The sequence below is a fragment of the Paenibacillus sp. FSL H3-0469 genome (genome assembly GCF_038051945.1).
In the GTDB taxonomy this organism is placed as follows: domain Bacteria; phylum Bacillota; class Bacilli; order Paenibacillales; family Paenibacillaceae; genus Paenibacillus_AQ.
In genome coordinates, this window is the sequence record NZ_CP150302.1 from 5674258 (window position 1) to 5698284 (window position 24027).

Consider the following 24027-nt stretch of genomic DNA (forward strand, 5'->3'; position numbering starts at 1 on the left):
AAGGGATGGGCAGAGTATGGGGCGAAATATTAACACTACAGAACTTTGCTTCTAAAACTTTCCTCTGAGGTGCTTGCATGTCTTTGATGGTCAAAAGTTTACATACAGCGTTCGTATTGTTTCTGCTTTGCCTAACCTGCGGAGGACTTCTGGTATCCGCGCAAAGTGCCTCCCCCGCCAGTGAGATCAGACATTGGCAGATGAAGTGGCAGGAGGGGCCGGATGATGGCGGACTCCAGGCTCCGGTAACGGAAGACCAGGGGTGGATCGATGTGGAGGCGAAGGCCGAGATGCCGCGCAAGCCTTCCGGGGTATCCTCCGCCTGGACTAAGATTACTTTGCCCTCCTATCATTATGTGTCCCCCTCCGTCTATATCCAGACAATCTATGCGCTGCATGTGAAGGTGTATGTGGAGGACCGGCTGGTTTTTGAAGGGGACCGCGGCTTTATTATGGATAATTATTCCGTGCTTGTGCCCCTGGACATGCGGGATAACGGAAAGACGCTCTATATCTGGACGCAGACACTCCAGGACCGGATCGGAATCAAAGAGCAGGTGATGCTCGGTGAACACAGTATTCTAATCAAGGATTATATCAAAAACGGACTTATAGATGTGATTCTGGGCGGCGCGTTTATCTTTGTGGCGGCGGTGCTGTTTGTGTGCGCATTTTTCCTGAACAAGGAGTATTTCCCTGTGGCGGCTTCGCTGTCCATTGTCATTGCCTCTACCGGTGTGCTGTCTGTCACCTATTCTCCCTTCACTTATACCTTCTACAGCTATTTAGGCGGGCTCAGTGTATTTTTGTTCGATGTGGCGCTGTTGTCCCTGTTACCCGCATTGACCTTCCTGTTCGAGAAAATATTCGGCGCGGGCAAATACGGCATCATCCGCAGGTTCCGCAAATTCCAGATGGCCTATTCCTTATTCTGCTGTGTCCTCCTTATTATAAATGCACTTTCCGGGGGCCGGTATCTGAAATTCTACTACTTCATCTCCACCAACATTGTCGGCATTATTATGATTCTTCAGTTCATCCTGCTGATCGGCTGTGTAGTTGTGTTCTCTCTGAAGCGCAACAAGGATGCGATCATCTTCGCATGCGGCTTCGGTACGGCTGCGCTTACCGGGGTCTTGGAGCTGCTGTGGTATTATCTCAGACGCGGGAACTATGATCTCTTCTACTGGAAGTGGGCGCTGGTTGTGTTCATTCTCTCGCTGATTGTGATTCTGGGGCGGCGGCTGGCGCAGAACCACAGCCAAGTGGTGAAGTATTCGCAGGAGCTGGAGCTGTTCAACAACGAACTGCAGCGTTCGGAGAAAATGGAGATTATCAGCGAGCTGGCAGCATCGGTAGCTCATGAAGTGCGTAACCCGCTCCAGGTGACCCGGGGCTTCCTCCAGCTGCTCAGCGAGAAGTCGAGCGGGGACGAGCTGAAATACCTGTCCATGGCGCTCAGTGAGCTGGACCGGGCGGCGAGTATTATTACTGATTTTCTGACCTTTGCCAAGCCGGAATTCGAACAGATCTCCCTGCTCTATGTGAATGAAGAGTTCATGCATATCCAGAGCATCCTGTTGCCGTTATGCCATTTGAACGGAGGCAAAATGATTTTGGAGGTGGAAGACGGTCTGCGGGTCAAAGGGAACTCCTCGAAGTTCAAGCAGGCGATGATTAATATCATCAAGAACAGCATTGAATCCCTGGGGGAGGAAGGCACGATTCATCTGCTGGCTTACAGCCGGGGGGATAAGGTGCATATTCATATCAAGGATAACGGGGCAGGCATGGAACCGGCTGTGCTTAGCCGTCTGGGCGAGCCTTACTTCTCCTCCAACAAGACGAAGGGCACGGGGCTCGGGCTGATGGTTACCTTCCGTATTATTGAAGCGATGGAAGGCGAAATCCGTTTTATGAGCAAAAAAGGAGCCGGAACCGAGTCCATCACCATTCTGCCGCGTGCAGAAGGGCCGGACGATTCCAACTCCCGTTAATAGTATGACTTGAGTATGCTACCAGGTTCCCATTGGGGTGATACGTGTCTTCATTACATCGGAAGAAGGGCTTGGGGGAATGACCAGGTAGAATTCATTCGAGCCTTCCTCTACGGTCTTCAGTGTAATGTTGTCAGGAAGGTTGATGCCCAGCGCTTCCTGGAGCGCTGCCTTCGGATCTGCAAGCAGTCTTTGCTTGAAAGCCGGATCTTCCCACGCCTTCTGAATCACCTGATTCTTAAGAACTCCTACTGACAATAGAATCACCCTTTCGAAATGGTTATAATTGCCTTTTTAGTATAGCATAGCCCTTTCTATAATTCTATTGCTATTTACATAAATTATGAGAGATTCGAGCGCGAAGATAGCCAGTAATCAAGCCCTCCGCCCAGCAGCAATTGCTTCTGTGCTTCAATGGCCGCGGCGATCTGCTGCAGGTTCTGCACGAGTACGAGATGGAAGGATACCAGCAAGGGCAGCTGTAAACTTGCCTTCTCTAGCATCAGATGGTTGGTTTGGGCCGTTGCTGCATATCCAGTCATTCCTCCTGTTACATAGATGAAGTCCTTCACTGCTGCTTCAGTCAGTGGTTCTCCTGCGGCCATCCCGGTACTGGAGCGTACCAGTGACAACAGGCAGTTATAGCTGCTGTCCTCCAGATCCTGCTCCCAATCTTCGTAGTCGTCAAGCATCTGCAGGGTCAACAGTACTGTGTGGATCATTTCTTCGGCTTCGGGAATAGAAGAGGACTGGCCTGAGAGCAGCAGTGCGGCCGTACTGCTGAGCTTAAGCGGGCTGGCCTTATGGGAAATACGGATGCGGTCATTCAGGAAGTAATCGCTGCCGGCTTCACCGCTCACGCTGTCTGCCCACTCGCTGATGTAACGGCTGAAGCAGGGCCAGAAGGGGGAGTCCGCCGGGAACAGCGGAAGGTAGGTCGCAAGAAACTCCACATAGAGCAAATTGGCAAGGGGTAGAGCTTGCATCGCCGAGGCCTCCGGACTGTCCATCAGGTCATCCTGGAGGAAGAAGTAGAGCATGAGGAAGACATTACCTGCGGACATCCTGCGGGCCAGTTCAGGATTCAGGCCACAAGGGTCTTGGAGCCAGAAGGGGAGCAGGTAACATATATAATTCTTGTGGCTGTCCGGGTTGAACACGTTGAACTGATTGAGATATGACAGGCCGCGGGCGTTAAGCGGCTCTGGAAACGCAGAGATCACCCTGCGGTTCTCCTCAAAGACCACACGGAGCTCATCCTCATAAGCATGAAGCCAATCCATAGGGCTGCCTCCTGTCAATTATGTATTTTATTTAAAATATTAGGTAAAAAGTGGCTATTTGATCTGATTATAATCCTACGTCCGTCCTATTTCAATCAAAATTTGGAAAGTAGGTCCGGGAAGGGGAATCGGGCTATTCTACCCACGAAACTTAGTACTGGCGGGGCAGGGAAATACCAGAAATAGACCATAGTGAGTAATTACAGAAGGGGAGTGGGGTCATGGGAATCATCAGATTTGGACTGGTGGGCGGAGGCTGGCGGGCAGAATTCTATCTGCGGATCGCCAAGGCCCTTCCTGAGCGCTTTGCTATTGCGGCCATGTACGTCCGCAATAAGGATAAAGCCGAAGAATTGAAGAGAATATGGGGAGTTGAAGTGTACACCTCGCAGGAACTATTTCTTGCAGCGGGCGGTTATTCCTTCGCGGTAATCTGCCTGAACCGCGAAGTCAGCAAAGAAAGCATCATTAGACTGGCTGCCGAGGGGGTTCCCATCCTGGCCGAGACGCCTCCTGCGCCGGATCTGGAACAGCTTATTCAGCTATGGAATGCGGTGGACCGTTCAGCTGTCATCCAGATTGCAGAGCAGTATATGTTCCAGCCGATGCACGCAGCCAGAATCAGGCTGGCCAGCTCGGGACACCTCGGGAGGATCAGTCAGGCGCAGGTATCGGTGGCCCATGGCTATCACGGGATCAGCCTGATCCGCAAGCTGCTGGATGTCCGCTTCGAGCAGGCGGCTATCCGGGCCCGGAGCTTCGGTTCAGTTATTATGAAGGGGCCGCAGCGCAGCGGGCCTCCTCTTGCGGAGGAGCTGATACAGACCGGGCAGACACTGGCTACCCTAGATTTCGGGGACAAGCTTGGAGTCTATGATTTCACCCGTGACCAGTATTTCTCCTGGATCCGGGCCAGCAGGCTGCTCGTCCGGGGAGAGCGCGGTGAAATCATGAATGACGAGGTATCCTGGCTACAGAGCTATGATACTCCGGTCTACACCAAGCTGCGGCGGATAGATGCCGGTCATGGCGGCAATCTGGAAGGCTTGTATCTCCGCGGAATCATGGGGGAGGGGGAGTGGCTGTACCGCAATCCATTTATTCCTGCCCGGCTCACGGATGAGGAGATTGCTATCGCCGAGTGCCTGGATAGAATGCAGCGGCATGTAGAGGGCGGCCCTTCATTCTACAGTCTGGCAGAGGGCTGCCAGGACCAATACCTGGCCCTGCTCATGGAGCAGGCGGCGGCCAGCGGGGAGACGGTCCTATCCGTTGCCCAGCCTTGGGCGGCGGAGTGACGTACAAAGAAACCTTTCCATGTCGGCGGAAAGGTTTCTTTTCTTATTGCATCGGACACTGACCCTATACACTTTGCCATGTATGTATTCATTTTCTTCGCTATCCGTAAAAAAGACGATATAAATAACAGATGAGGATTTAATTCCCATGATAGGACTGGTTATAATGCAGGTACACCGCTCCAAGGCGCAGCGGTTTACAGCCTGACATTTAGATGACTTCATGGAGGTGATTGGGTGAGGCGGGCGGCTTCATATAAATTACAGCACCTTGCACGTGAACAATGAAAGGGCGTGTACAAAGATATGAATTCACCAGATTCGGTTCAAGCTAGTGTAAGCGGCATATTTATAAGGGTTAACCAGGTTGGATACAGTCCGGCTGCGGGTAAAATAGCCATCGTATTATCAAGCACGGGCTTGAGCGGAGTTAGATATGATGTGTTCAATTCAAACAACACCTCGGTATTGAACGGAACCATTACCACAGCCAGTAAAGGGAGCTGGGGTGACGCGGGTGGTGCAAATTGTGCTTATTCCTATGCTATAGATTTCAGTGCACTAACTACTGCCGGAAGCGGATATTATATAAAAATCAACGCCTATAAGTCCCCGGTCTTCGCTATAAGCAATTCGGTTTACAGCAGTCTGGCCGACCTGTCCATGCAGTTCTTCAAAGTGCAGCGGTGTGGAAATACCAGTCCGCAGGATCATAGCGTATGCCATATGACGGGAACGAACTCATCCATTGACGGAAAGCCGGATGGTGCTTCCGGCACCAAGGACTTTACCGGGGGCTGGCATGATGCCTCGGATTATATCAAATTTCTGAGCACCATCGGACATGTTACGGATGTGATGCTAACGACTTATATCCACCATCCGGAAGTTTTTCCTGCTCCCGGAGGCGCGGCCGGAGCTTTGACGGAAGCGAAGGTAGGTCTTGATTTCATTCTCAAGCTGTGGGACAACACCAACCAGATTCTGTATATGGAAGTAGCCGACGGCCTGGACCATGATGTCGAGAATGATGATCTGGATTCCCGCAGCAAAACCTGGCCGCAAAATGACAATACGATCTATGGCGCGGCGCGTCCGGTGCATCCATGCCCTGCCGGTACAGGCGCAAACTTGGCCGGAAAAGCTGCAGCTGCCTTAGCACTAGGAGCTAAGATATGGGGAGATTCTGCCGGACCGGTCTATAATGCTGCATTAGCTGCCGGCTATTTGACTGCAGCCAAGCAGATCTACACCTGGGGGAAGACAAGGACAGGAATTGCTGGGGATGCGGACGGATTCTACGTGGATACGGACTATAAAGACGATATGGCCTGGGCGGCTGCCGAGCTCTACCGGGCCACAGGTACCGCCGCCTATTTAACAGAAGCGAAATCGTTCTGTGACAGTGCGGGAGAATGGTACAACAAAAGTAACACGAGCCTCAACTGGTCCAGAGCCTATCACTGGGCAAACTATGAGGTCGCCTCCCTTGATCCGGCTTATAAGAATACTGCCGCAGGCCGGATGAATAATCATCTGAACCTGAAAAAGAATTATGCTGACGGGCAATTCTGGAATACCAGCAGTGAACCCAAATGGGGTACGTATGAAGCCATGAGCAATAATGCGGTAGAAGCCATGATGTATCAGGAATTAACCGGAAATACCACATATGCGGTTCTGGCCCAGCAGCAGATTGATTTCATGCTGGGAAGGAATCCGTGGGGCGTGAGTAAGTTAAATGGTGCGGGTACCACCTGGTTTAAAAATCCCCGCCACCGTGTAACCACATTGAACCGTGTGAATAACCCGAATTATCAGCTCCGCGGAGCCTGGAGCGAGGGGTTTGAGACCAGCAGCCAGTACGCTGTAGACCAGCAGGACCCGCTGCTTACCGGGCAGGAAGATCCGGGTATCGTGCAGTTCAATGACAACCGGATGATCTGGCATGATAACCGCAGAGATTATGCTACCAATGAGGTTACGATATCAGGCAATGCAGCGGGTATGGCGATGGCCGCCTTCATGGGAGGAGGCGCATCCTCAGGTGCACCAACCGACTATATTACAAATGGAGATGCCTATGTAAGAGACGGCACCTATGCGGCAACCAACTATGGAACAGCAGCAACAGTCGATGTAAAGGGAGATGCGGATGAGGGCTATAACCGGAAAGGGTTTGTAAGATTCGATCTTACCGGTCGTACTGGATCACCCGTTGCTTCTGCTCTCTTGAAGATATACTGTAATGCCGTATCTGCGTCAACGCCTGTGAAGGTATACGGACTTACCGGCAGTGATGAATGGATAGAGTCGGGAACAGGAGGCATCACCTGGAACAATCAGCCGGGCAGTACAGGTGCAGTGCTGGTTGGAACCATTCAGGTATCTACAGCCGGCTGGTACACTATCGATGCAACGGGGTTTGTGAACAGCCAGCTCGGCGGCGATAAGAAAATGACCTTCAAGCTGCAGGTTGAGAACAATAACGGTGCAACGATAAGCTTCAACAGCAAAGAAAACACAGCCAATAAACCGGTTCTGACTGTGAGTTAGGCAGTTGATTAAATAGGAACTACAGAGAATCCGGACTGGAACGGAAGGCTGCTGAGCTTAGATCAGCAGCCTTTTCTTTGAAATATAAGAATTTATATGTTTCACACGATAACTTATCCTTCTATTTCTCGCTGAAACGGTACCGTCCTTAAAAGGACGGCAAAGCCGTTTCCACTTGCGTGTGTATGAACCATCGAGGCGGAGGAAGCGGACCGCCTCAAGGCTCGTCTTCCACAGCGGGCAGTCCTCCGCTGGCGTGGCTTTTGCGGTATTCGCCGGGCGTAAGGCCGGAGGCGCGTTTGAACATACGGATGAAGGAATTGACATTCAGGTAGCCGACCTGGAGTGCGATCTCCTGAATGCGCAGGTCGACGTTCATCAGCAGCTCCTTGGCATGGCTGATCCGCAGGTTGTTCAGATAGTCGCTGAAATTGATTCCTTGCTTCTCCTTGAAGAAGGTGGACAGATAGCCCGGACTCAGATTCAGCTTGTCTGCAACAAGATTCAGATTGATATTCTCTCCGTAGTGCTTATCCAGATAGTCCAGCATATAGGCAAGCACGGGGTCTCTGGTCTCGGATTTCTCCCGCATGGCGGCAAGGATCGGCCGGACCATTGCGTGAAGCCATTCCTTATACTGCCCGGTGGAATAGAAGCTTTCGAAGTTCTCCTTAAGGGCTGGCTGAATCAGTACAGCCTCCTCCAACCCCAGTTTCATTACCGTCTTGCCCGCCTGCTCCACCGCTCCCGCGGCAAAGGCCCGGAAATCTTCGGCCGCAGCGTCTTTCTGGTTCAACTGCTCCAGCTGCCTGGCCAGCCATCCCAGCACCGCTTCCTCATTGCCTGACAGCAGAAGGCCCGACAGCTCCTCCCCATGGGTTACTTTGACATGAAAGGAACGGGCCGATGAAGCACGCGGCTCCACGATAATCTGGGTTTCTTCGTTCAGCCTGCGTTCTTTAAGCAGTGAGGAGAGAATCCCGTAAGCACCGGTAATCGGAGTCTCTCCGGAGTAGACAGGACTTACCGCGATGGTCAAATAAAAGGCGGGCTCCACCTCCAGCAGCTCCTTCAGAGTCTGGAGTGTCTGAAGAATAGCGCTCTGCGGTCCGCATTGGAACAGCAACAGCAGCAGCTGGTTCTGCTCCGGCTGCACAGCCACTATATCCCCTTCGCTGCCCAGGAACAGGTGCTGGATCAGCTGCCACAGCATCAGGGTATCCTTCTCCGGGCTCTGGGACGGCTGCTTGAAGCTGAGCTTGAACAGCACGGCTGCATACGGCCGGTCTTCCGCTTGGGCATCCTCCAGATCCAGCAGATTGGGATTCAGGGGGATGTTCTTAATTTTATGGGAGTAGGCGTACTGGCGCACCAGCGAATTTTTATGCTCCAGATCGGTCTGAATGAATTGGTTGGTCTCCAGAATACGGCTCATGCGGTCCCCGATGATAGCGAATTCCTTCACGCTGCTTAGCTTATCCGCGCCTGTACCCGACTTGCGCTCCAGTGCTGCAATCAGCCGCTGCAGCGGCCGGTTAAGACGGTAACTGAAGAACAGCGAAAACAGAATACTGGTGAGCACGGCGGCAGTCAGCAGGGCGGCCAGCAGCAGCTGCATCTGGCGTATTCCGGAAGTCACTGCAGCGGCTGGTGTAACCTGGACATAAGTGAATCCGGTCTGTTCGCCTTTTTGATAGAAATAATATTGGTCTCCGACCTGCTCATGGTAGCTGATGCTCCCGGAGATATCGCCTAATATCGGCCGGTCTGCCGAGGTGGAGAACAGCATTACACCGTCTGCATCCAGAATATAGAACGGACTTGCGCTCCCATCCCCGTAAGCCGTTTGCAATTCGCGTGCATTCAGCATGACAATGCCATAGACCTCCTTATTGGGCAGAACCTGGGTGACCAGCGGCAGCAGCGATCCAAGCGGACGCGAGGAATTCATCGTACTCTCTCTAAAATTAGCTGCAGGCAGTACCCTCATGTACTGATTGCCCATCGTCTGCCGGCTCCAATACCCCGGCGGATACTCCTTGCTGGCATAATATTTGGAGAACATATCGTTCATACTGCTTGTGCCGTCCTTTTCAAAAACATAATCCGCTTCTTTGAAATAGAGAATGAAGTTCTCAATATGCAGGAACGGGTTGGAGTAGACGGTCGCCAGATCCGATTTGACCTCACGGACCACATCATAACGCCTGTTCTCGCGGACCTGGCTCAAGAGGCCCAGGTTGGCCGTCCATGTATGCGATCGGTTAAGGGTTAGAATGATGTTCTGTGTCAGCCGGAAATGGTTCTCGTAGCTCAGGGCGGTTTGCTTGAGACTCAGCTCATTCTGGCGGACCATCTCCTGATAGACCTTCTTGCTCAGATATAGATGAGAGAAAAGATTGAAAGAAGCCAGCAGCAGGATAACGCTGAGAAAGCTCAGCATTAGCTTCACGAACAAGGCGTTGAAAGCAAATTTAAAGTCTGTTCTTCTGCGCATGATGGTCCCCCTTGCTATGGACATTCTTTTTATACCATCATAGCTCCCGAAAGCTCACACGGACAATATGCACTTTCTTCTTTTTATACGCCGATTCTTAGAAAATCGCTAATCGGGCGATATGTAATATAACATGCTGATAGCGCTATCACTGATTTTATTCCTATAATTCAACCATAACTCCCGGCTTGAAAGGGGAAATAAGCTAACATCACTACAGTATTTAGGGGGAATGCGTATGGGGCAAGCAAATGCACTGCCGGAGACAACCGCCGGGAGAAACCGGGAGCGGCCGCACCTGAGAGAACGGGTGATGAAGACCTGGAGAAGGAACAAATTATTATGGCTGCTGTTTCTTCCCTGTCTGCTGTATTATTTGATTTTCAAGTATCTGCCTATGTTCGGGCTGGTGATCACGTTTAAGGATTACAATCTGTTCAAGGGGATCTGGGCCAGTAACTGGGTGGGCTTCAAATACTACCGGATGTTTCTGGAGAACCCGGATTTCCTGCTGCTGATGAAGAATACCTTTCTGCTTGGGTTATACCGGCTGGTATTCGGCTTTCCTGCCCCGATCCTGCTCGCGATTCTGCTGAATGAGGTAAGGAAGGCATCCTTCAAACGCCTCGTGCAGACGGTAAGCTATCTTCCGCATTTCATCTCCAATGTCATTGTTGCCAGTATGGTGATTATGTTTCTCTCGCCAACGGGAGGGCTGATCAATAATCTGCTCGGGGGCCTTGGCATCGGACCTGTTAACTTCATGAACGAGCCGGGTTTCTTCCGTATCATTTATGTACTCTCCGAAATCTGGCAGCATATCGGCTGGGAGACCATCATCTATCTGGCTGCGCTAACCGCCATTGATCCCCAACTGTACGAAGCCGCAGAAATGGACGGAGCAGGCAGACTGCGGCGAATCTGGCATATTACGCTGCCGGGTATCTCTCCCGCGATTGTCATTACACTCATTCTGAATATCGGGCAGGTGCTGGAGATTGGCTTCGAGAAGGTCTTCTTGATGCAGAATCCGGCGATTTACGAAACTGCGGATATTATCAGCACTTATGTATACAGAGTCGGTATGCAGCAAGGTAATTTCAGCTACGGCGCTTCCATAGACCTATTCATGGGGATGATCAGTCTGGTCTTCATCTATAGTGCCAACTGGATCAGCCGCCGCATAAGTGAAACCAGTCTATGGTAGAAAAGAGGTGCTTATTATGAAATTCCGGATTAACCTGTTCAGTATAATCAATGGGATTGCGCTGCTGATGGTTGTGGCCGTTACGCTGTATCCGTTTGTACACATGCTGGCGGTGTCGCTTAGCAGTGATTCTAATGTCATCCAGAATAAAGTGTCTATCTGGCCCAAGGGCTTTAACCTTGACATGTATAAAGTGGTACTGGAGGACTCCAAGATCTGGGTGGCTTACAAGAACACGATCGTCTACACCTTTACGGGTACACTGATCTCCCTGCTCATCACCTCCACGGGAGCTTACGCCTTGTCGCGGAGCGATATGGCGCTGCGCAAAAGCTTGACCATGCTGATTGTGGTCACCATGTTCTTCAGCGGCGGGATGATTCCCACCTTCCTCGTGGTCCGCTCTCTGAATCTGGTCGATACCGTATGGGGGATGGTGCTGCCGGGTGCGGTGAGCACCTGGAATCTGATTCTGATGCGGACGTTCTTCGCGGGCATTCCGAAGGAGCTGGAGGAGTCGGGGCGTATGGACGGATTGAATGACATCGGTATCTTTGCCCGTATCATCGTGCCCTTGTCCAAAGCTTCATTTGCGACGATTGCGCTCTTCTATGCGGTGAGTATGTGGAATAATTTCCTCGGCCCGCTCTTGTATCTGCGCTCCTCGGAGCTGTTCCCGCTGCAGGTACTGCTGCGCAATATGGTCCTTGCCGGCACCTCCAGCTCAGGAGATGTAACCGGTATTGGGGGGGATAATCAGATTGTTGAAGAATCGCTGAAATATGCGACGATTATGGTATCAACACTTCCGATTCTGGCCGTGTATCCGTTTATCCAGAAGTATTTCGTCCAAGGCGCAATGATTGGAGCCGTCAAAGGCTGACAACGAACAGTACAATTCATAGGAATGGGAGTGGCTTATATGAGAAAATGGATGACTGCAAGTCTGCTTACCGTGATGGCATCGCTGCTTTTTTCCGGCTGCAGCGGCAACAATAAGAATGCAGCCGCGCCGGAAGCTGCTGTGCAGGAGGGCAGTGAAGGTTCGGGAAGTCCGTCTGCATTGCCAGTCAAGACCTTCACGGCGCTGCTGGACAACAATGCTACGTTTCCTTATTCGGAGTCCTGGCCGGTCTGGAGCTGGCTGAAGGAGAAGACCGGTGTCACCCTGAAGGTGCAGACGCCTTCCGGGGAGCTTGAAGAAAGCCTCAATCTGGCGATTGCCTCCAAAAACCTGCCGGACATCCTATATATGCCGAACCGTAAGGAATCTAACAAATTCGGCCAGCAAGGTGCTCTGGTGGATATCAAGGAGTATATGGACAAGATGCCGAACCTGAGCAAGTGGATCCAGCAGTATCCTGATGAAGCTAAGGCGGCGTTGTCCGCAGACGGGAAGATGTATATGTTCCCGAACCAGGGCTTCGGAGAGACGAACCGCTTAGTCTGGATGTACCGGAAGGATGTTTTTGACAAGGAAGGCTTGAAGGCGCCAACGACCTATGAGGAGCTTCATGAAGCTCTTCAGGTGTTGAAGGCGAAATATCCGGATAGCTTTCCGCTCTCCATCCGTTACGGGCAGAACCCCGATGAGCTGAATGCCAGCATGACGATAAACTTCGGAACCAGTGAGGGCGCATATTTTGATTTTGATAACAGTGAGTGGCATTACGGGCCAACAGAGCCCGCGTATAAGGAAATGCTCGGCATGTGGAAAAGCTTCTATGATGAAGGGCTGATTCCTCCTGATTTCCTCTCGCTGCAGACAAAGCAGTGGCAGGATATGGTATCTACCAGCAAGTCTTTTGTCACCGTCGATTATATCAGCCGGATTGATTTCTTCAACAATGCGATGCAGAAAGACAACCCTGAATACAACATGAAGTTCCTGGCTCCACCCGCAGGTCTGGCGGGCGGCAAGCAGCTCAATCCTTATTTTCACTATCTGGAGAGCGGTCTGACAGTGGCTTCGACCTCGAAGCAGATTGAAGACATCATGGCCTATATGGATTTCTTCTATACAGAGGAAGGGCGTACACTTGCCAGCTGGGGCAAGGAGGGGGAGACCTATACCAAAGAAGGCGGTACGATCAAGTTCAAGCCGGAATACAGCGATGTGACCGAAATGCGCAAGCAGACCGGGCTGCAAACCAGCGGCACGTATACCTGGATCGACTTCGATGCCCATCTGTCGCTGTTCTCCGATAACCTGAAGCATGCTTATGAAGAAGCGGCCAAGTATGACCCGTCCGCCATGCAGCCCCGCCCGGCCTTCACCGAGCAGGAGAATGAAGTGATCTCGCTTACCGGGGAAGCGATCAACAAGCACCGGGATGAGAGCTTCGCCAAATTCGTCACCGGCTCCCGAAATCTGGCCGAATGGGATAAGTATGTGGAGGAAATGAACAATCTGGGCGTGGATAAGCTGGTAGGCGTATATAAGGAAGCTTACGAACGTATGCAGAACGTGCAGCTGAGCGGGGAATAAAGCTGCAAGATAAGGAGGAGAGCCGTGTATAATTTACTGCCAGAACCACAACAGTTGAAGCTTGGGGACGGAAGCGCTTTTCAGATCAATGACGGAGTATGGCTGAGTCTGATGATGGAGCAGGAGGAGCCAAGGCTGGAGCGGCATTGCCGCCGTGCTTTTCCCGCGGCGAAGCTGGCCAGCTCCACAGAAGGCAGCGGCTATTCTCTGCTGCTGCACAGCGCGGCGGGAACGTCTGCTGGTGAGCGTCTGCAGAAAGGAGCGTTAGGAGGGGGCAGCGGTGAGAACGGCGTAGCGGGAGCCGGGCTAGTTGGAGTGCCGGAAGCGGAGCTTTCGCTGCTGGAAGGCCGGAAGGAGAGTTACCTGCTGGAGGTGTCTGAGCATCGCGTTCGCATCCGGGCTACGGATGCCGCCGGGCTGTATTATGGGCTCCAGACCTTGCTGCAGTTGCGGAATCCGCAGGGAGAGATATTCGCAGTCACCATTATGGACTGGCCGGATACCCGTTTGCGTGCGATGAACTATGACCTCCGCCAGACCTTCTCGAAGCCGGAGCTGCTGGTCCGTTATTTGGCTGATTTCTCCACCTACAAGATCAATGCGGTCCTGATCGAATACGAAGACAAGTTTCCGTTCCGGAAGTATCCGGAGCTGACGCACCCGCAGCATGCGCTGAATCCGGAGCAGCTGGAGGCGCTGCTGGGCGCTGCGAAGGAGCATTTTATCGAGATTATTCCGCTTCAGCAGAGCTTCGGGCATCTGGAATATGTGCTTCGGCACGACCGTTGGCGGCATCTCCGGGAGACTGAGTCTTCCACTGGAGAAATCTGCCCGTCCCGTCCGGAATCCTATCAGCTCATTACGGATTTGCTGGAGGAGATGATGGAGGCTCATCCAGACTCCCCTTATATTCATCTAGGCTGTGATGAAGTGTATAGCTTGTGTGAGTGTGCGCAATGCCGGGAAGCCTTCGGCGGAATCCGGGAGCGGGCCTTCATCGCCTTTCTGAACCGGCTGATTGAATTCACTTCAAGCCGGGGCAGAACGCCGGTATTCTGGCATGACATGCTGGATAAATGCCCGCCTCAGGAACTGGCGAAGCTGGACCCGCGCGGTGTAGCGATGATCTGGATTTATAACGGCCGCAATATTGAAGCGGAGGTCTCAGAGCTTGCGGACAAATTCCGGGCTCTCGGCATTGAAGTGATGGGGGCACCGGCGGTCCGCAGCTTCGACTCGGCAGAGCATCAGAATTATCCCGTGCTGGATAACCGGACGGATAATCTGCGGCAGTGGGCTGAAGCAGCCGGTCGTCTCCACCTTGATTGCGTGGTGGCTACGAACTGGACCGGCCCGTTCAGTCTGGGAGTCCCTTACGGAATCTTTGAAACGACCTGGTATCCCATGCTGCTTCATGCTGAGCTGGCCTGGAACCGGCAGGCGGATACGGAGACTTACATTGACCGCTTCCTGGAGCGGTTCCACGGCATTCCTGCCGGGAAGGCGCATGAGCTTCAGGGAAGGTACAGGCTGGAGGATTATTATAATCTGATCTGGAAGCTGGTTAATGAAGTCCGGCTGGGCAAAGATGCAGCCGGACTGATTGCGGTGATGCATGATTTTGAAGAGGCTACAGATCGTTCGCGGGCTATCCATAAATACGTCTACCGCTGGGAGATGTATCCCGGGGATGAGGCGGAATGGCAGTCTCTGCTGAACACTTATCAGCATAACCGCCGTGGGCGAGAGGCGGTCCGCCCGCGCATGACAGCAGCATTGGAACAGTATCAGTCTCCCGATATGGCCGCTCATTTTGTAAGCTCGCGTTTCTTTCTGCATGATTATCTGGAGCGGACCTTATACCATATGATGGGGCTTCATTTGGATCACTCAGCAACCAGTTGGTAGAAGAAGCTTTACTCCACAGCCGCCCCGCTCAGCTTGGCGGCTAGTGCTGCATATTCCCCGCGCAGACGCACCAGCTTCGAGACACTGCGCTCCAGGCCGCCCGGCCGGTTGCGCCGGGTCCATAGCTGGCGGTACTGGTGCAGCAGCAGATCCAGGTCATGGATCAGCGCCTCAACGAGTGCTGCCTGGGGCTGCGAATCGGCTGCGGCGAGCTGCTGCTTGAGGCGGGTGAGCTGCACGGCATGCTTCACGAAGTGAATGCCGCTCTGTAGCTCTTCTATGACCAATCCGGCATCGCTGCATTCCAGAACCGGCTGCTCAAGCCGGGCTTCAAGGCCGAGGATGTACTGCTCAAGCCTGTCAAGCTGCTCTACAGTCAGCTTCGTAGCCAGCTGCACATGCTCCAGATGGCTGCGCAGCAGCATGGACATCTCCGTATCATTCGGGCGGACTGTGCCCGACTCCAGCTTATAGTAGTTGCCCAGATCAAGCAGCAGTTGCCCGATGGTTCCAGAGCGGTCTTGGAAGACTGCCGTGTTCAGATAATGTGCCACATCCGCCTCCAGATTCCCCTCTACATTCCAGGCCAGCGCTGCCCCGTAAGCAAATCCGGCATAGCTGACCGGCAGCTGCTGCCAGTGGCCGAAATCGCCCCAGTCGGTAATCAGGTAGCCGATAGCACCGCTTCTCTTGCCATGTACCGCAGCACTGCGCAGATTGGCGAGCATGTTGTCCGTTCGCCCGGTGAGTGAGTTCCAGGAGCTGGTTCCAGGGCAGACATAGAACGGGATGCCTGCTTCCTTGAATTTGCGGGTATCCGCTTCAAACGGATGGGCCGCGCTGTACCCCCACTCCATGGCGATGATATCCTTCGGCAGCCGGGGGATCAGCTCGGGATGCTGGATGATGATATCGCCCCAGAATTGCATGGTTTTGCCGCGCTGCTTGACCAGTCCGTGAATCTTCTGCAGGAAGGAGAGGTATAGCTCACCTTTGCCGGAAGACTCGGCCAGCGCCTGACTTGCGCCAAGTCCCAGTTCATAGGTCTCATCGCAGCCGACGTTGAACATCTCCGAGCTGAAATAGGGAAGGAGGTCGTCGTACATCGTGCCCAGAAGCTGCAGTACCTCAGGGTCCTCCGTATGGAAGGTGCCGGGATGCATGAACAATCCTTCCGGGTATAAATCGCTATCATACATCTGATCCGGGAGCATGAAGCCCGCGGGAATCTCTGCCAGGTGGTTGAACTCCGGCCGGGTCAGCCAGCCCTCCATATGGCCGAAGCTATTTTGATTAGGCACCAGCTCAATGTACCGCTCGCGGCAATAGGCATCCAGCAGCAGAATTTCATCGCCGGTGAGCGGAGTTTCCAGCTCCCACACCTGCGGGAAGGACTCATAAGCAAAAGGAGCTCCTTCTATATATAGCTGCAGCTGATTCAGCTTGAGATCCGCCATGAGATCAATGATCCGGTAGAGGGTATCCAGCGTGGGGATTTTGTTGCGGCTGATATCAAGCATCAGTCCTCTGGCTGCGAAATCCGGCTGATCGCAGATATGCAGATAAGGCAGTGTCCGGCCGCACTGCTGCAGGAGCTGCTTCAGCGTCGCCGCTGCATAATAAGCGCCTTGCGGAGAACCGTAAGCGGCAATGAGTCCTTTTTCGTTAATGTGCAGCTCGTAGGCTCCTTCTGCAAGCAGTGAGTTATGGCGGAAAGTGCAAGCCGGAACTGTGGCAGACCGCTGGCCTATGGACAGAGGCAGATGGAGACGGACCACCTCGGAAGCGGTCTGTTGAAGCCTGCGCGCTGCGGGAAGGGCGGATACCGGGTCCTCACCGGCCAGCACAATGCTGCCCCGGGAAGGAAGGTGGAACTGTCCTGCGGATACCGTGATCTTTTGCGGCCGGGGAAAAAGCTGTAAGTGAACAACATCAGACATAGCGTGGACACCTCTTATTCATGTAGAATATGATCATCTTCATTATCAACATATCACTCCTGAACACATGGAGGAATGCAGTGTATGCTCAAGCTCATGGATTATATGATCAGTCCGTATCCAGTAAGAATTATTGATCCGAAGGTGGAGGCCGCCAGGCTGCGCCTGAAGTCGATTCGTGTCGGGCAAGCCGGCCATCTGCCGGGAAGAACGCTGTTTCGTTCGGGGGTCACCTTTGAACACTGGGCCCTTGTATATATAGTCGCAGGAGGCGGAACTTATACGGAGAACGGAGGACCAGAGCAGCAGGTCCATGAGGGAAGCCTGTTTTTTTTCAGACCCGGTTATAACTACAGCTTCGGACCGCCGCCAGGCGGGTATTGGGATGAATACTATATTAATTTCAGCGGAAGCCGTGTCACTGAATGGCTGGAAGCCGGAATGATTGCGGGTGGAGAGGTAACCCGGGGGGATAAGGCCGAAGGGCTGGAAGCGTCTTTTGAAAAGGTTCTGGCGTATATGACCGGGGATGTCCCCGGTGATGCGGACCGGGCTGCGCTGCTGCTGGAGGAGATGCTGCTGGAATGCTCGCTGCAGCTCCAGGGCAGCCGCCGCCCGTGGCAGCAGGAAGCGATGCCGCTGATCCGGGAGGCGCTAAATGCCTGTATCTATGAAAAGCCGGATCTGCCGCGCATAGCCGAAGACCTGCATCTCTCCATGTCTACACTCCGGCGCACCGTGCGGCGGAGCAGCGGGTACCCCCTGCATGAATATATCCACCGGCTGAAGATGGCCGAGGCCAAGCATTTGCTGCTAAATACCTCCCTGCAGGTGCAGGAGATAGCGGGAATGCTTCATTATAGGGATAGCTTTTATTTTTCAAGGCTATTCAAAAAATATATGGGCCTCTCTCCGCAGACCTGCCGGAATCATGTATGACAAGTGGAAACAGAAGATTAAGTTATCGTTTGAAACATATAAATTCTTATATTTTATAAAAAAACGACATTTTTCTACTTATTTCCTCAAAATGAGCTTGGAATAATGTCGTATTTTGCAGATTTTTGTTGACATGCAGAAAAAAACAGTGCTATGCTCTAGATAATATTAGCAGTTCTAGAATAGTACTTCTAGACTATGCCGGAGATGAGACTATTGAGAGAGTATTACTGCATCAGTTGCCGCAGTCTCCATAAAGTGGTAGGACCTAGTCATACCTTGCGTATTTTGTCCACCGGGTATCATATCGTTGGCGAACAGCGCTATCAAATTTGTATATGCAATAAAGCCAAGCTGGAGCAAGCTGTTCCGGCGGCGACTGAATAGACTGTGCCGGATGAATTCACCGGATAACTGAAGAGACCCTGTCTTTTAAAGAGCCTGTCCCTGGGAGGGAGAGGCTCTTTGTCATGCCCGGAGCGGAGCTGGATAATTTTGCATACGCTATCATTTGAGAAGCTGGATATAGATGGTTAATTTTTTATGAAAAAAGAATAATTATACCCATTTTATTTTCAAAGTAAACGCTATCATTAGAAATCGAAACTTGTTATTGTGATTTTTCTCATGTATGATGCTTTTAAACATAGCTTAGAATAAACTCGAATTTTCCACAAACTGGAGAATAGGGTGGTGGGATGAACATTAAATTAACAGTAGAAGATCGCACTATCGCCTTTTTTAGAATCTTTTCTTTGTCCCTCACATCGTTTATGTACCTCATGGTTCCTGCGGGACCTTCCGTAATATACAAATCCCTACTAATCATTGTGCTATTCTTATTTGCCCAACTTTTCCCGTACTATTACCGGAGGTTCCATGCAAAAGCCCGTCCTCTCATGCTAATGATCAGTATGGAGACGGCACTCATTGCGGTGTTGATGTTATTTACTGGAGGATACGATAGTCCTTTTAAGCTATATGTACTGAATCCGGTGCTGTTTGCGGCGGGTGCGCTCTCTTTATATTTTACCTGGAGCCTGATCCTGGGTTATATTGCCATGGTGGCGGTATCGGGCTATATGGAATCCGGTTCTCCCGGTCCTACGATTGCTGAAATTATGCTTGCCAATGGTAACCTGTTTCTAGCCCTGGCTCTCGCGGTTATAGTTATGCAGATGGTTAAGGGGATAAAGCGGCAGCGGGAGGAAGCGAACGCGCGGACCAACGATACCATGGAGCATATCAAATCGCTTTATCACATCGTGGAAACATCGAGCCAGCATGACTTCATGAATATTGGCCAAGTCATTACCGACTATGTGGTCAAGCTTACCAAGCTGGAGAAGGCCCTGTTCTGGTTCGCCAAAAAGAGCGGGGAGCCTGCTCCGCAGAGCCGCCAGACAGGATGGCAGCATGAGGAGGAGCGCTTTCTGTTCATGGAGCTGGAGAAGCATGAGCATGAATGGAGGCTGCAGCGTGAACCGGTATTCAAGAGTATGCCGGGAATCGGCGACTTTCTGCTGATGCCGGTAAGAATGAGCACACGGTTCGTCGGTATGATCGGAGTGAAGCTGGAAGCGTCGGAAGGGCTGGAGGGCCGCAGATGGTACATCCAGCAGCTGATGTTCCTGTCGGAGCTGAGTGCGATTATTCTGGAGCGCCACGAGCTGGGCGTGATCGAGAACCGGCTGATCATCACGAACGAGCAGAACCGGATAGCCGATGAGATGCACGACAGTGTCTCCCAGAGTCTTTTCGGAATCGTCTACGCGACCCATTCCCTGAAGCAGACCTGGCGTAAGATGTCTGATAGGGAGCTGGAGGAGCAGATTGAGCTTATCCATGATTCAGCCACCAAGGTGGCCAAGGAGCTGCGGATTACCATCTACAGCCTCAGCTCCAAGAAGAGCGGCGGCCCAAGCTGGCTTGGGATGGTGCGCTCGCATCTGAAAAGCCTCTCCCGGCTTAACGATGTTGAGATTGAACTGAAAATAACGGGGGATGATTTCAGTCTCCCTTATCCTTACCACAAGGCACTCTTCCGGATTATCTCCGAAGCTACCGGCAACGCCATACGACATGGTGCTGCCAGCCGGGTGGATGTAGAACTGTCGCTTAAGCCGAAATGGATTAGACTATCAATTGTCGACGATGGTGTCGGCTTCGAGGCCGATCTGATCTTGGCTGAATCCGAGGATCACTCAGGCGGACTGGGAATGAAGAATATGCAATATCTGGCACAGTCCCTTGGAGGCGATTTCCAGTTAACCAGCAGTGAGAACGCTGGAACCAGAATTTTAATCTCTATACCTGTCGGTGTGGCTGAACTGAAAAATGCATAAACTTTAGGCAGGAGGTCGTTCAAGTGAAAATCGTCATTGTTGATGATCACCCTTTGGTGAGAAGAGGATTGGCATCTGTGATATCGATGCAGTCCAATCTGCAGTTTGCCGGCGAAGCAACGAATGGCCAAGAAGCTCTTCTCGTTATTGAGGAGATACAGCCTGATCTTGTGCTGATTGATCTGAAGCTTGCCGATGAATCGGGCCTGGATATTATCAAGGAAGCACGTGTACGCGGGTTCTCATGCAAGTTCATCCTGCTTACGTCCTCAGCCAGCCGGGAAGATTTCCTGAAGGCGGAGGAAGTGCTGGTAGACGGTTATGTACTGAAGGAAGCTCTGCCCGAGGAATTGCTGTTCGCCATTCAACTGGTTCACAAGGGCAGGAAGTATTATGATCCCGGGCTGATGGAAGATAAGATGCGCATGAGCGGCAGCAGTCCGACCGATGAGCTTACACCCAAAGAGAAGGAAGTTCTGATCGAGCTGGGCCAGGGGGCCTGCAACCGTGAGATTGCTTCACGCCTGTTCATCAGCGAATTCACCGTCAAGAAGCATGTCAGCCAGATTCTGGCGAAGCTGCAGGTGGCGGACCGGACGCAGGCGGCCCTATACGCCAATGCGGTCGGGCTTACCAAATACGAGATGTCATACGATTAATAATCATCCCTGTGAATGATCGGGGACGGAGCACGGACAATACTGTCCGTGTTTTTTTGCGTTCCGGGAAATACAGGCCGAATGTATGCGAAAAACAGCATACATTATACTCGCCAGCAGGCCCACGGCCCGAATGTATGCGAAAAACAGCATACATTGGACTCGCAAGCGGGCACACGGCCCAATGTATATGAAAAACAGCATACATTGGACTCGCAAGCAGGCCCACGGCCTGAATGTATGCGAAAAACAGCATACATTGTGCTAGCGCGGAATGCGGACACGAAGGCGTACCAGCAGACTTTACCCGGCTGGGTGATTATTGTGTTTGGGCAAGTAAACACCTGAAGGAGGCAAGGCTCACCGGAGGTGTTAGCATTTTTCATGGATATGGTACTAAAGTATACCATCCACCCCCTCTGGCGGACCAAACGCAGTCACTCGAAAGTGAAGTGTAAAGTGATGCTAGGGGGCATGTGATAAATCCTGCGCATTGATAGAATAAAAGCAAGACATCTGAAACTTTCATGATTGCTTTCAAAACGAACACAAGCGGAAGGAGGGTTACTGTGGAAAAGACGATTTTGGATTACATTAACCTGATAAAGAAAAAATTATGGTTAATCATGGTATTTGTACTGATCTCCTGCGCCACCACCTTCTACGTCAGTAAAAACTTCGTTGCACCCGTCTACTCCGCCTCTGGACAGCTACTGGTCAACAACGTTGTGAATGTCCCCGAGAGCAATAATCTCAACGCACTGAACTTCAGTCTTAACCTCATCGAGAGCTATAAGGAAATCATGAAGTCGCCAACTATTATGAAGAGTGTGATCGCGGAGCATCCTGAGTTCGGTCTGACGGCGAGCCAGCTGGCTGCCAAGCTGCAGATCAAATCCTCGGAGAAAAGCCAGGTGATTAATCTGACCGTGGAGGATAAGGATTACGGCACCGCAGCTACGATTGTAAACGCGGTTTCGCAGACCTTCATCCGCAGCCTGCCGGCACTGATGAACCTGGATAATGTAACTTTCCTGACCCCGGCTGATCCTGCAGCCCAGCCTCTGCCGGTTAACGGCGGGGTGACCATGAATATTCTGATTAGCTTCGTGGTGTCACTGATGGCAGCGGTCGGGATTATCCTGCTGATGGAGACGCTGAACGGTACGCTGAGAAACGAGAAGGAAGCGGAATTCGAGCTTGGCCTTCCGGTCATTGCCAGTATTCCGGCCATCCGCAAACGCGATTTCGGCACCACGGATAAAGATAAGGCAAGAGTAGGGGAGGGCAAATATGTTACGGCTGAATAGAAGTCTAATCGCGGATATGAACCCGTCATCGCATGTGTCCGAATCCTTCCGCTCGCTGCGCACGTATATCCGCCAGCTCGGCTTGCTGAAGGGACCAGGCGGTCAGGTGCTGCTCTTCACTTCAGCAGAGGGCGGCGAAGGCAAGACCACCATTCTCTCCAATCTGGCCGTATCCTTCGTACAGGATGGCAAGAAAGTGGCAGTGGTGGATTGTAACCTGCGGAAGCCCGGCCTGCATAGCGTCTTCGATGTGGAAGGCAGCCAGGGGCTGGCAGCTTACTTAAGCGGCTACGAGGAAGCCAAGGACGTTCTGGTATACGGCAGCTTGGCGAATCTGGCGGTCATCCCTGCCGGAGTGAGTACGGTCAGTCCGCCGGATCTGCTCGGCAGCGAAAGAATGACCGGGCTGCTTACAGAGCTGAAAGCAAGCTTCGATCTGATTCTGCTGGATTCCCCGCAGGCGGTCGATTACAGCGATGCACGGATTCTGGCCCCGCTCTCGGATGGGGTGGTTATTGTCGCCAGACACGGCCGGACGAAGCGCGAAGCTCTCCGCAAGCTGAAGGGTCTCATGGAACAGACAGGTGTAAGGATTCTCGGAATAGCAATGAACCAGACCAAGTAGAACACTGAAGCGGCAATGTGAACGAAACTATTGGGAGGTATGTGTGATGAAAAAGGTAAAAAAGGTAATTATCCCGGCGGCCGGGTTAGGCACACGTTTCCTTCCGGCAACCAAGGCAATGCCCAAGGAAATGCTGCCTATTATCAACAAACCGACGATCCAGTATATCGTGGAGGAGGCCATTGCCTCCGGGATTGAAGACATCATCATTGTAACCGGTAAGGGAAAGCGGGCGATCGAGGATCATTTCGACAACGCCTTTGAGCTTGAATCCCGGCTGCTGGAGGACGGTAAGCTGGAACTGCTCAAAGAGGTGCAGCGGTCCTCCAAGGTGGAAATTCACTACATCCGGCAAAAGGAACCCAAGGGTCTCGGCCACGCCGTATGGTGTGCCAGACGGTTCATCGGCGATGAGCCGTTCGGCGTTATGCTCGGCGATGATATTGTAACCGGACAGGTCCCTTGCCTGAAGCAGCTGATCGACCAGTATGAGGAGACTCAAAACTCGGTAATCGGGGTACAGGTGATCCCGGATGAATTCACGAACCGCTACGGGATTATTGAGCCGGATCTGCAGGACGGGAAGCTCTACCGGGTGAACAACTTCGTGGAGAAGCCGGCACTCGGCACGGCGCCTTCCAATCTGGCGATCATGGGCCGCTATGTATTTACCCCTAAGATCTTCAAGTATCTTGATCTTCAGGAAAAGGGAGCAGGCGGCGAGATTCAGCTGACAGATGCCATTCAGAAGCTGAACCAGAGCGAACGTGTCTACGCTTATAACTTCGACGGTACCAGATATGATGTCGGCGAACGGCTCGGTTATATTTTGACCACCCTGGAATTTGCACTGGAGAGTGAGGACCTGCGTTATCAGGTCATGGATGCTATGGCGGAATGGCTGAATAAAGCGGGACAGACCACCCTCAGCAGCTGAGACGGTTCCCGAAAGCGAGCGAGATAAGCCGGAGTTAA

At 52.3% G+C, this 24027-nt stretch carries 17 protein-coding genes; 13 read left to right on the plus strand and 4 right to left on the minus strand.

The annotated features are described in order from the left end of the window. The first annotated feature begins 86 nt into the window (after positions 1-86). Positions 87-1997 carry an ATP-binding protein gene (locus NSS83_RS24880; RefSeq protein ID WP_341187082.1) on the plus strand — a complete coding sequence of 637 codons (1911 nt, stop codon included), beginning with the start codon at positions 87-89 and terminating at the stop codon, positions 1995-1997. 18 nt (positions 1998-2015) lie between these two features. On the opposite strand, the gene NSS83_RS24885 is transcribed toward NSS83_RS24880, so the two are convergent. Both NSS83_RS24885 and NSS83_RS24890 read right to left on the minus strand, forming a co-directional pair. Beyond that, positions 2016-2255: an NHLP leader peptide family RiPP precursor gene (locus tag NSS83_RS24885; protein WP_036693592.1), complete on the minus strand. Its 240-nt coding sequence runs from the start codon at positions 2253-2255 to the stop codon at positions 2016-2018. A gap of 83 nt (positions 2256-2338) precedes the next feature. Further along, entirely contained in the window at positions 2339-3280 is a 942-nt protein-coding gene (locus tag NSS83_RS24890) for a hypothetical protein (RefSeq protein ID WP_341187083.1), read from the minus strand. Positions 3281-3501: 221 nt separating this feature from the next. Here NSS83_RS24890 and NSS83_RS24895 point away from each other — a divergent pair, with 221 nt between their 5' ends. Together NSS83_RS24895 and NSS83_RS24900 are read left to right on the plus strand one after the other, a co-directional pair. After that, positions 3502-4578, plus strand: a complete 1077-nt coding sequence (locus tag NSS83_RS24895) for a Gfo/Idh/MocA family oxidoreductase (protein ID WP_341346743.1) — start codon at positions 3502-3504, stop codon at positions 4576-4578. 306 nt (positions 4579-4884) lie between these two features. Continuing rightward, on the plus strand, positions 4885-7134 hold the full coding sequence (locus NSS83_RS24900; RefSeq protein ID WP_341187085.1) for a glycoside hydrolase family 9 protein: 2250 nt from the start codon (positions 4885-4887) through the stop codon (positions 7132-7134). A 217-nt stretch (positions 7135-7351) separates the two neighbouring features. Here NSS83_RS24900 and NSS83_RS24905 read toward each other — a convergent pair whose 3' ends face one another. Continuing rightward, positions 7352-9631 carry an AraC family transcriptional regulator gene (locus tag NSS83_RS24905; RefSeq protein WP_341346744.1) on the minus strand — a complete coding sequence of 760 codons (2280 nt, stop codon included), beginning with the start codon at positions 9629-9631 and terminating at the stop codon, positions 7352-7354. Positions 9632-9944: 313 nt separating this feature from the next. Here NSS83_RS24905 and NSS83_RS24910 point away from each other — a divergent pair, with 313 nt between their 5' ends. From NSS83_RS24910 to NSS83_RS24925, 4 genes are read left to right on the plus strand one after another with little or no spacing between them, the layout of a single operon-like run. Continuing rightward, positions 9945-10838 carry an ABC transporter permease subunit gene (locus NSS83_RS24910; protein WP_340944750.1) on the plus strand — a complete coding sequence of 298 codons (894 nt, stop codon included), beginning with the start codon at positions 9945-9947 and terminating at the stop codon, positions 10836-10838. A 16-nt stretch (positions 10839-10854) separates the two neighbouring features. Further along, positions 10855-11721, plus strand: a complete 867-nt coding sequence (locus tag NSS83_RS24915; RefSeq protein ID WP_341187087.1) for a carbohydrate ABC transporter permease — start codon at positions 10855-10857, stop codon at positions 11719-11721. 39 nt (positions 11722-11760) lie between these two features. After that, a complete protein-coding gene (locus NSS83_RS24920) occupies positions 11761-13326 on the plus strand; it encodes an extracellular solute-binding protein (RefSeq protein WP_341346745.1) in 1566 nt (521 codons plus the stop codon). A gap of 24 nt (positions 13327-13350) precedes the next feature. Next, positions 13351-15234, plus strand: a complete 1884-nt coding sequence (locus NSS83_RS24925) for a glycoside hydrolase family 20 zincin-like fold domain-containing protein (protein ID WP_341187089.1) — start codon at positions 13351-13353, stop codon at positions 15232-15234. Positions 15235-15242: 8 nt separating this feature from the next. Here the strand turns inward: NSS83_RS24925 and NSS83_RS24930 are convergent, their stop codons facing one another. Further along, positions 15243-17174, minus strand: a complete 1932-nt coding sequence (locus tag NSS83_RS24930; protein WP_341187090.1) for a family 20 glycosylhydrolase — start codon at positions 17172-17174, stop codon at positions 15243-15245. Positions 17175-17258: 84 nt separating this feature from the next. Here NSS83_RS24930 and NSS83_RS24935 point away from each other — a divergent pair, with 84 nt between their 5' ends. The 6 genes from NSS83_RS24935 (at position 17259) to galU (ending at position 23989) form a co-directional block, all read left to right on the plus strand. Continuing rightward, positions 17259-18113, plus strand: coding sequence for a helix-turn-helix domain-containing protein (locus NSS83_RS24935; protein WP_341187091.1), 855 nt, complete (start codon positions 17259-17261; stop codon positions 18111-18113). 899 nt (positions 18114-19012) lie between these two features. After that, positions 19013-20458, plus strand: coding sequence for an ATP-binding protein (locus NSS83_RS24940; RefSeq protein ID WP_341346746.1), 1446 nt, complete (start codon positions 19013-19015; stop codon positions 20456-20458). Positions 20459-20481: 23 nt separating this feature from the next. Then, entirely contained in the window at positions 20482-21117 is a 636-nt protein-coding gene (locus NSS83_RS24945; protein ID WP_036693598.1) for a response regulator transcription factor, read from the plus strand. Positions 21118-21686: 569 nt separating this feature from the next. Next, positions 21687-22427, plus strand: coding sequence for a Wzz/FepE/Etk N-terminal domain-containing protein (locus tag NSS83_RS24950; protein WP_341346747.1), 741 nt, complete (start codon positions 21687-21689; stop codon positions 22425-22427). Further along, a complete protein-coding gene (locus tag NSS83_RS24955; protein WP_036693602.1) occupies positions 22411-23052 on the plus strand; it encodes a CpsD/CapB family tyrosine-protein kinase in 642 nt (213 codons plus the stop codon). Before NSS83_RS24950 ends, NSS83_RS24955 begins: the two co-directional genes overlap by 17 nt. 46 nt (positions 23053-23098) lie before the next feature. Further along, positions 23099-23989: a UTP--glucose-1-phosphate uridylyltransferase GalU gene (gene galU, locus NSS83_RS24960; RefSeq protein ID WP_341187093.1), complete on the plus strand. Its 891-nt coding sequence runs from the start codon at positions 23099-23101 to the stop codon at positions 23987-23989. The last annotated feature ends 38 nt before the right edge of the window (positions 23990-24027 follow it).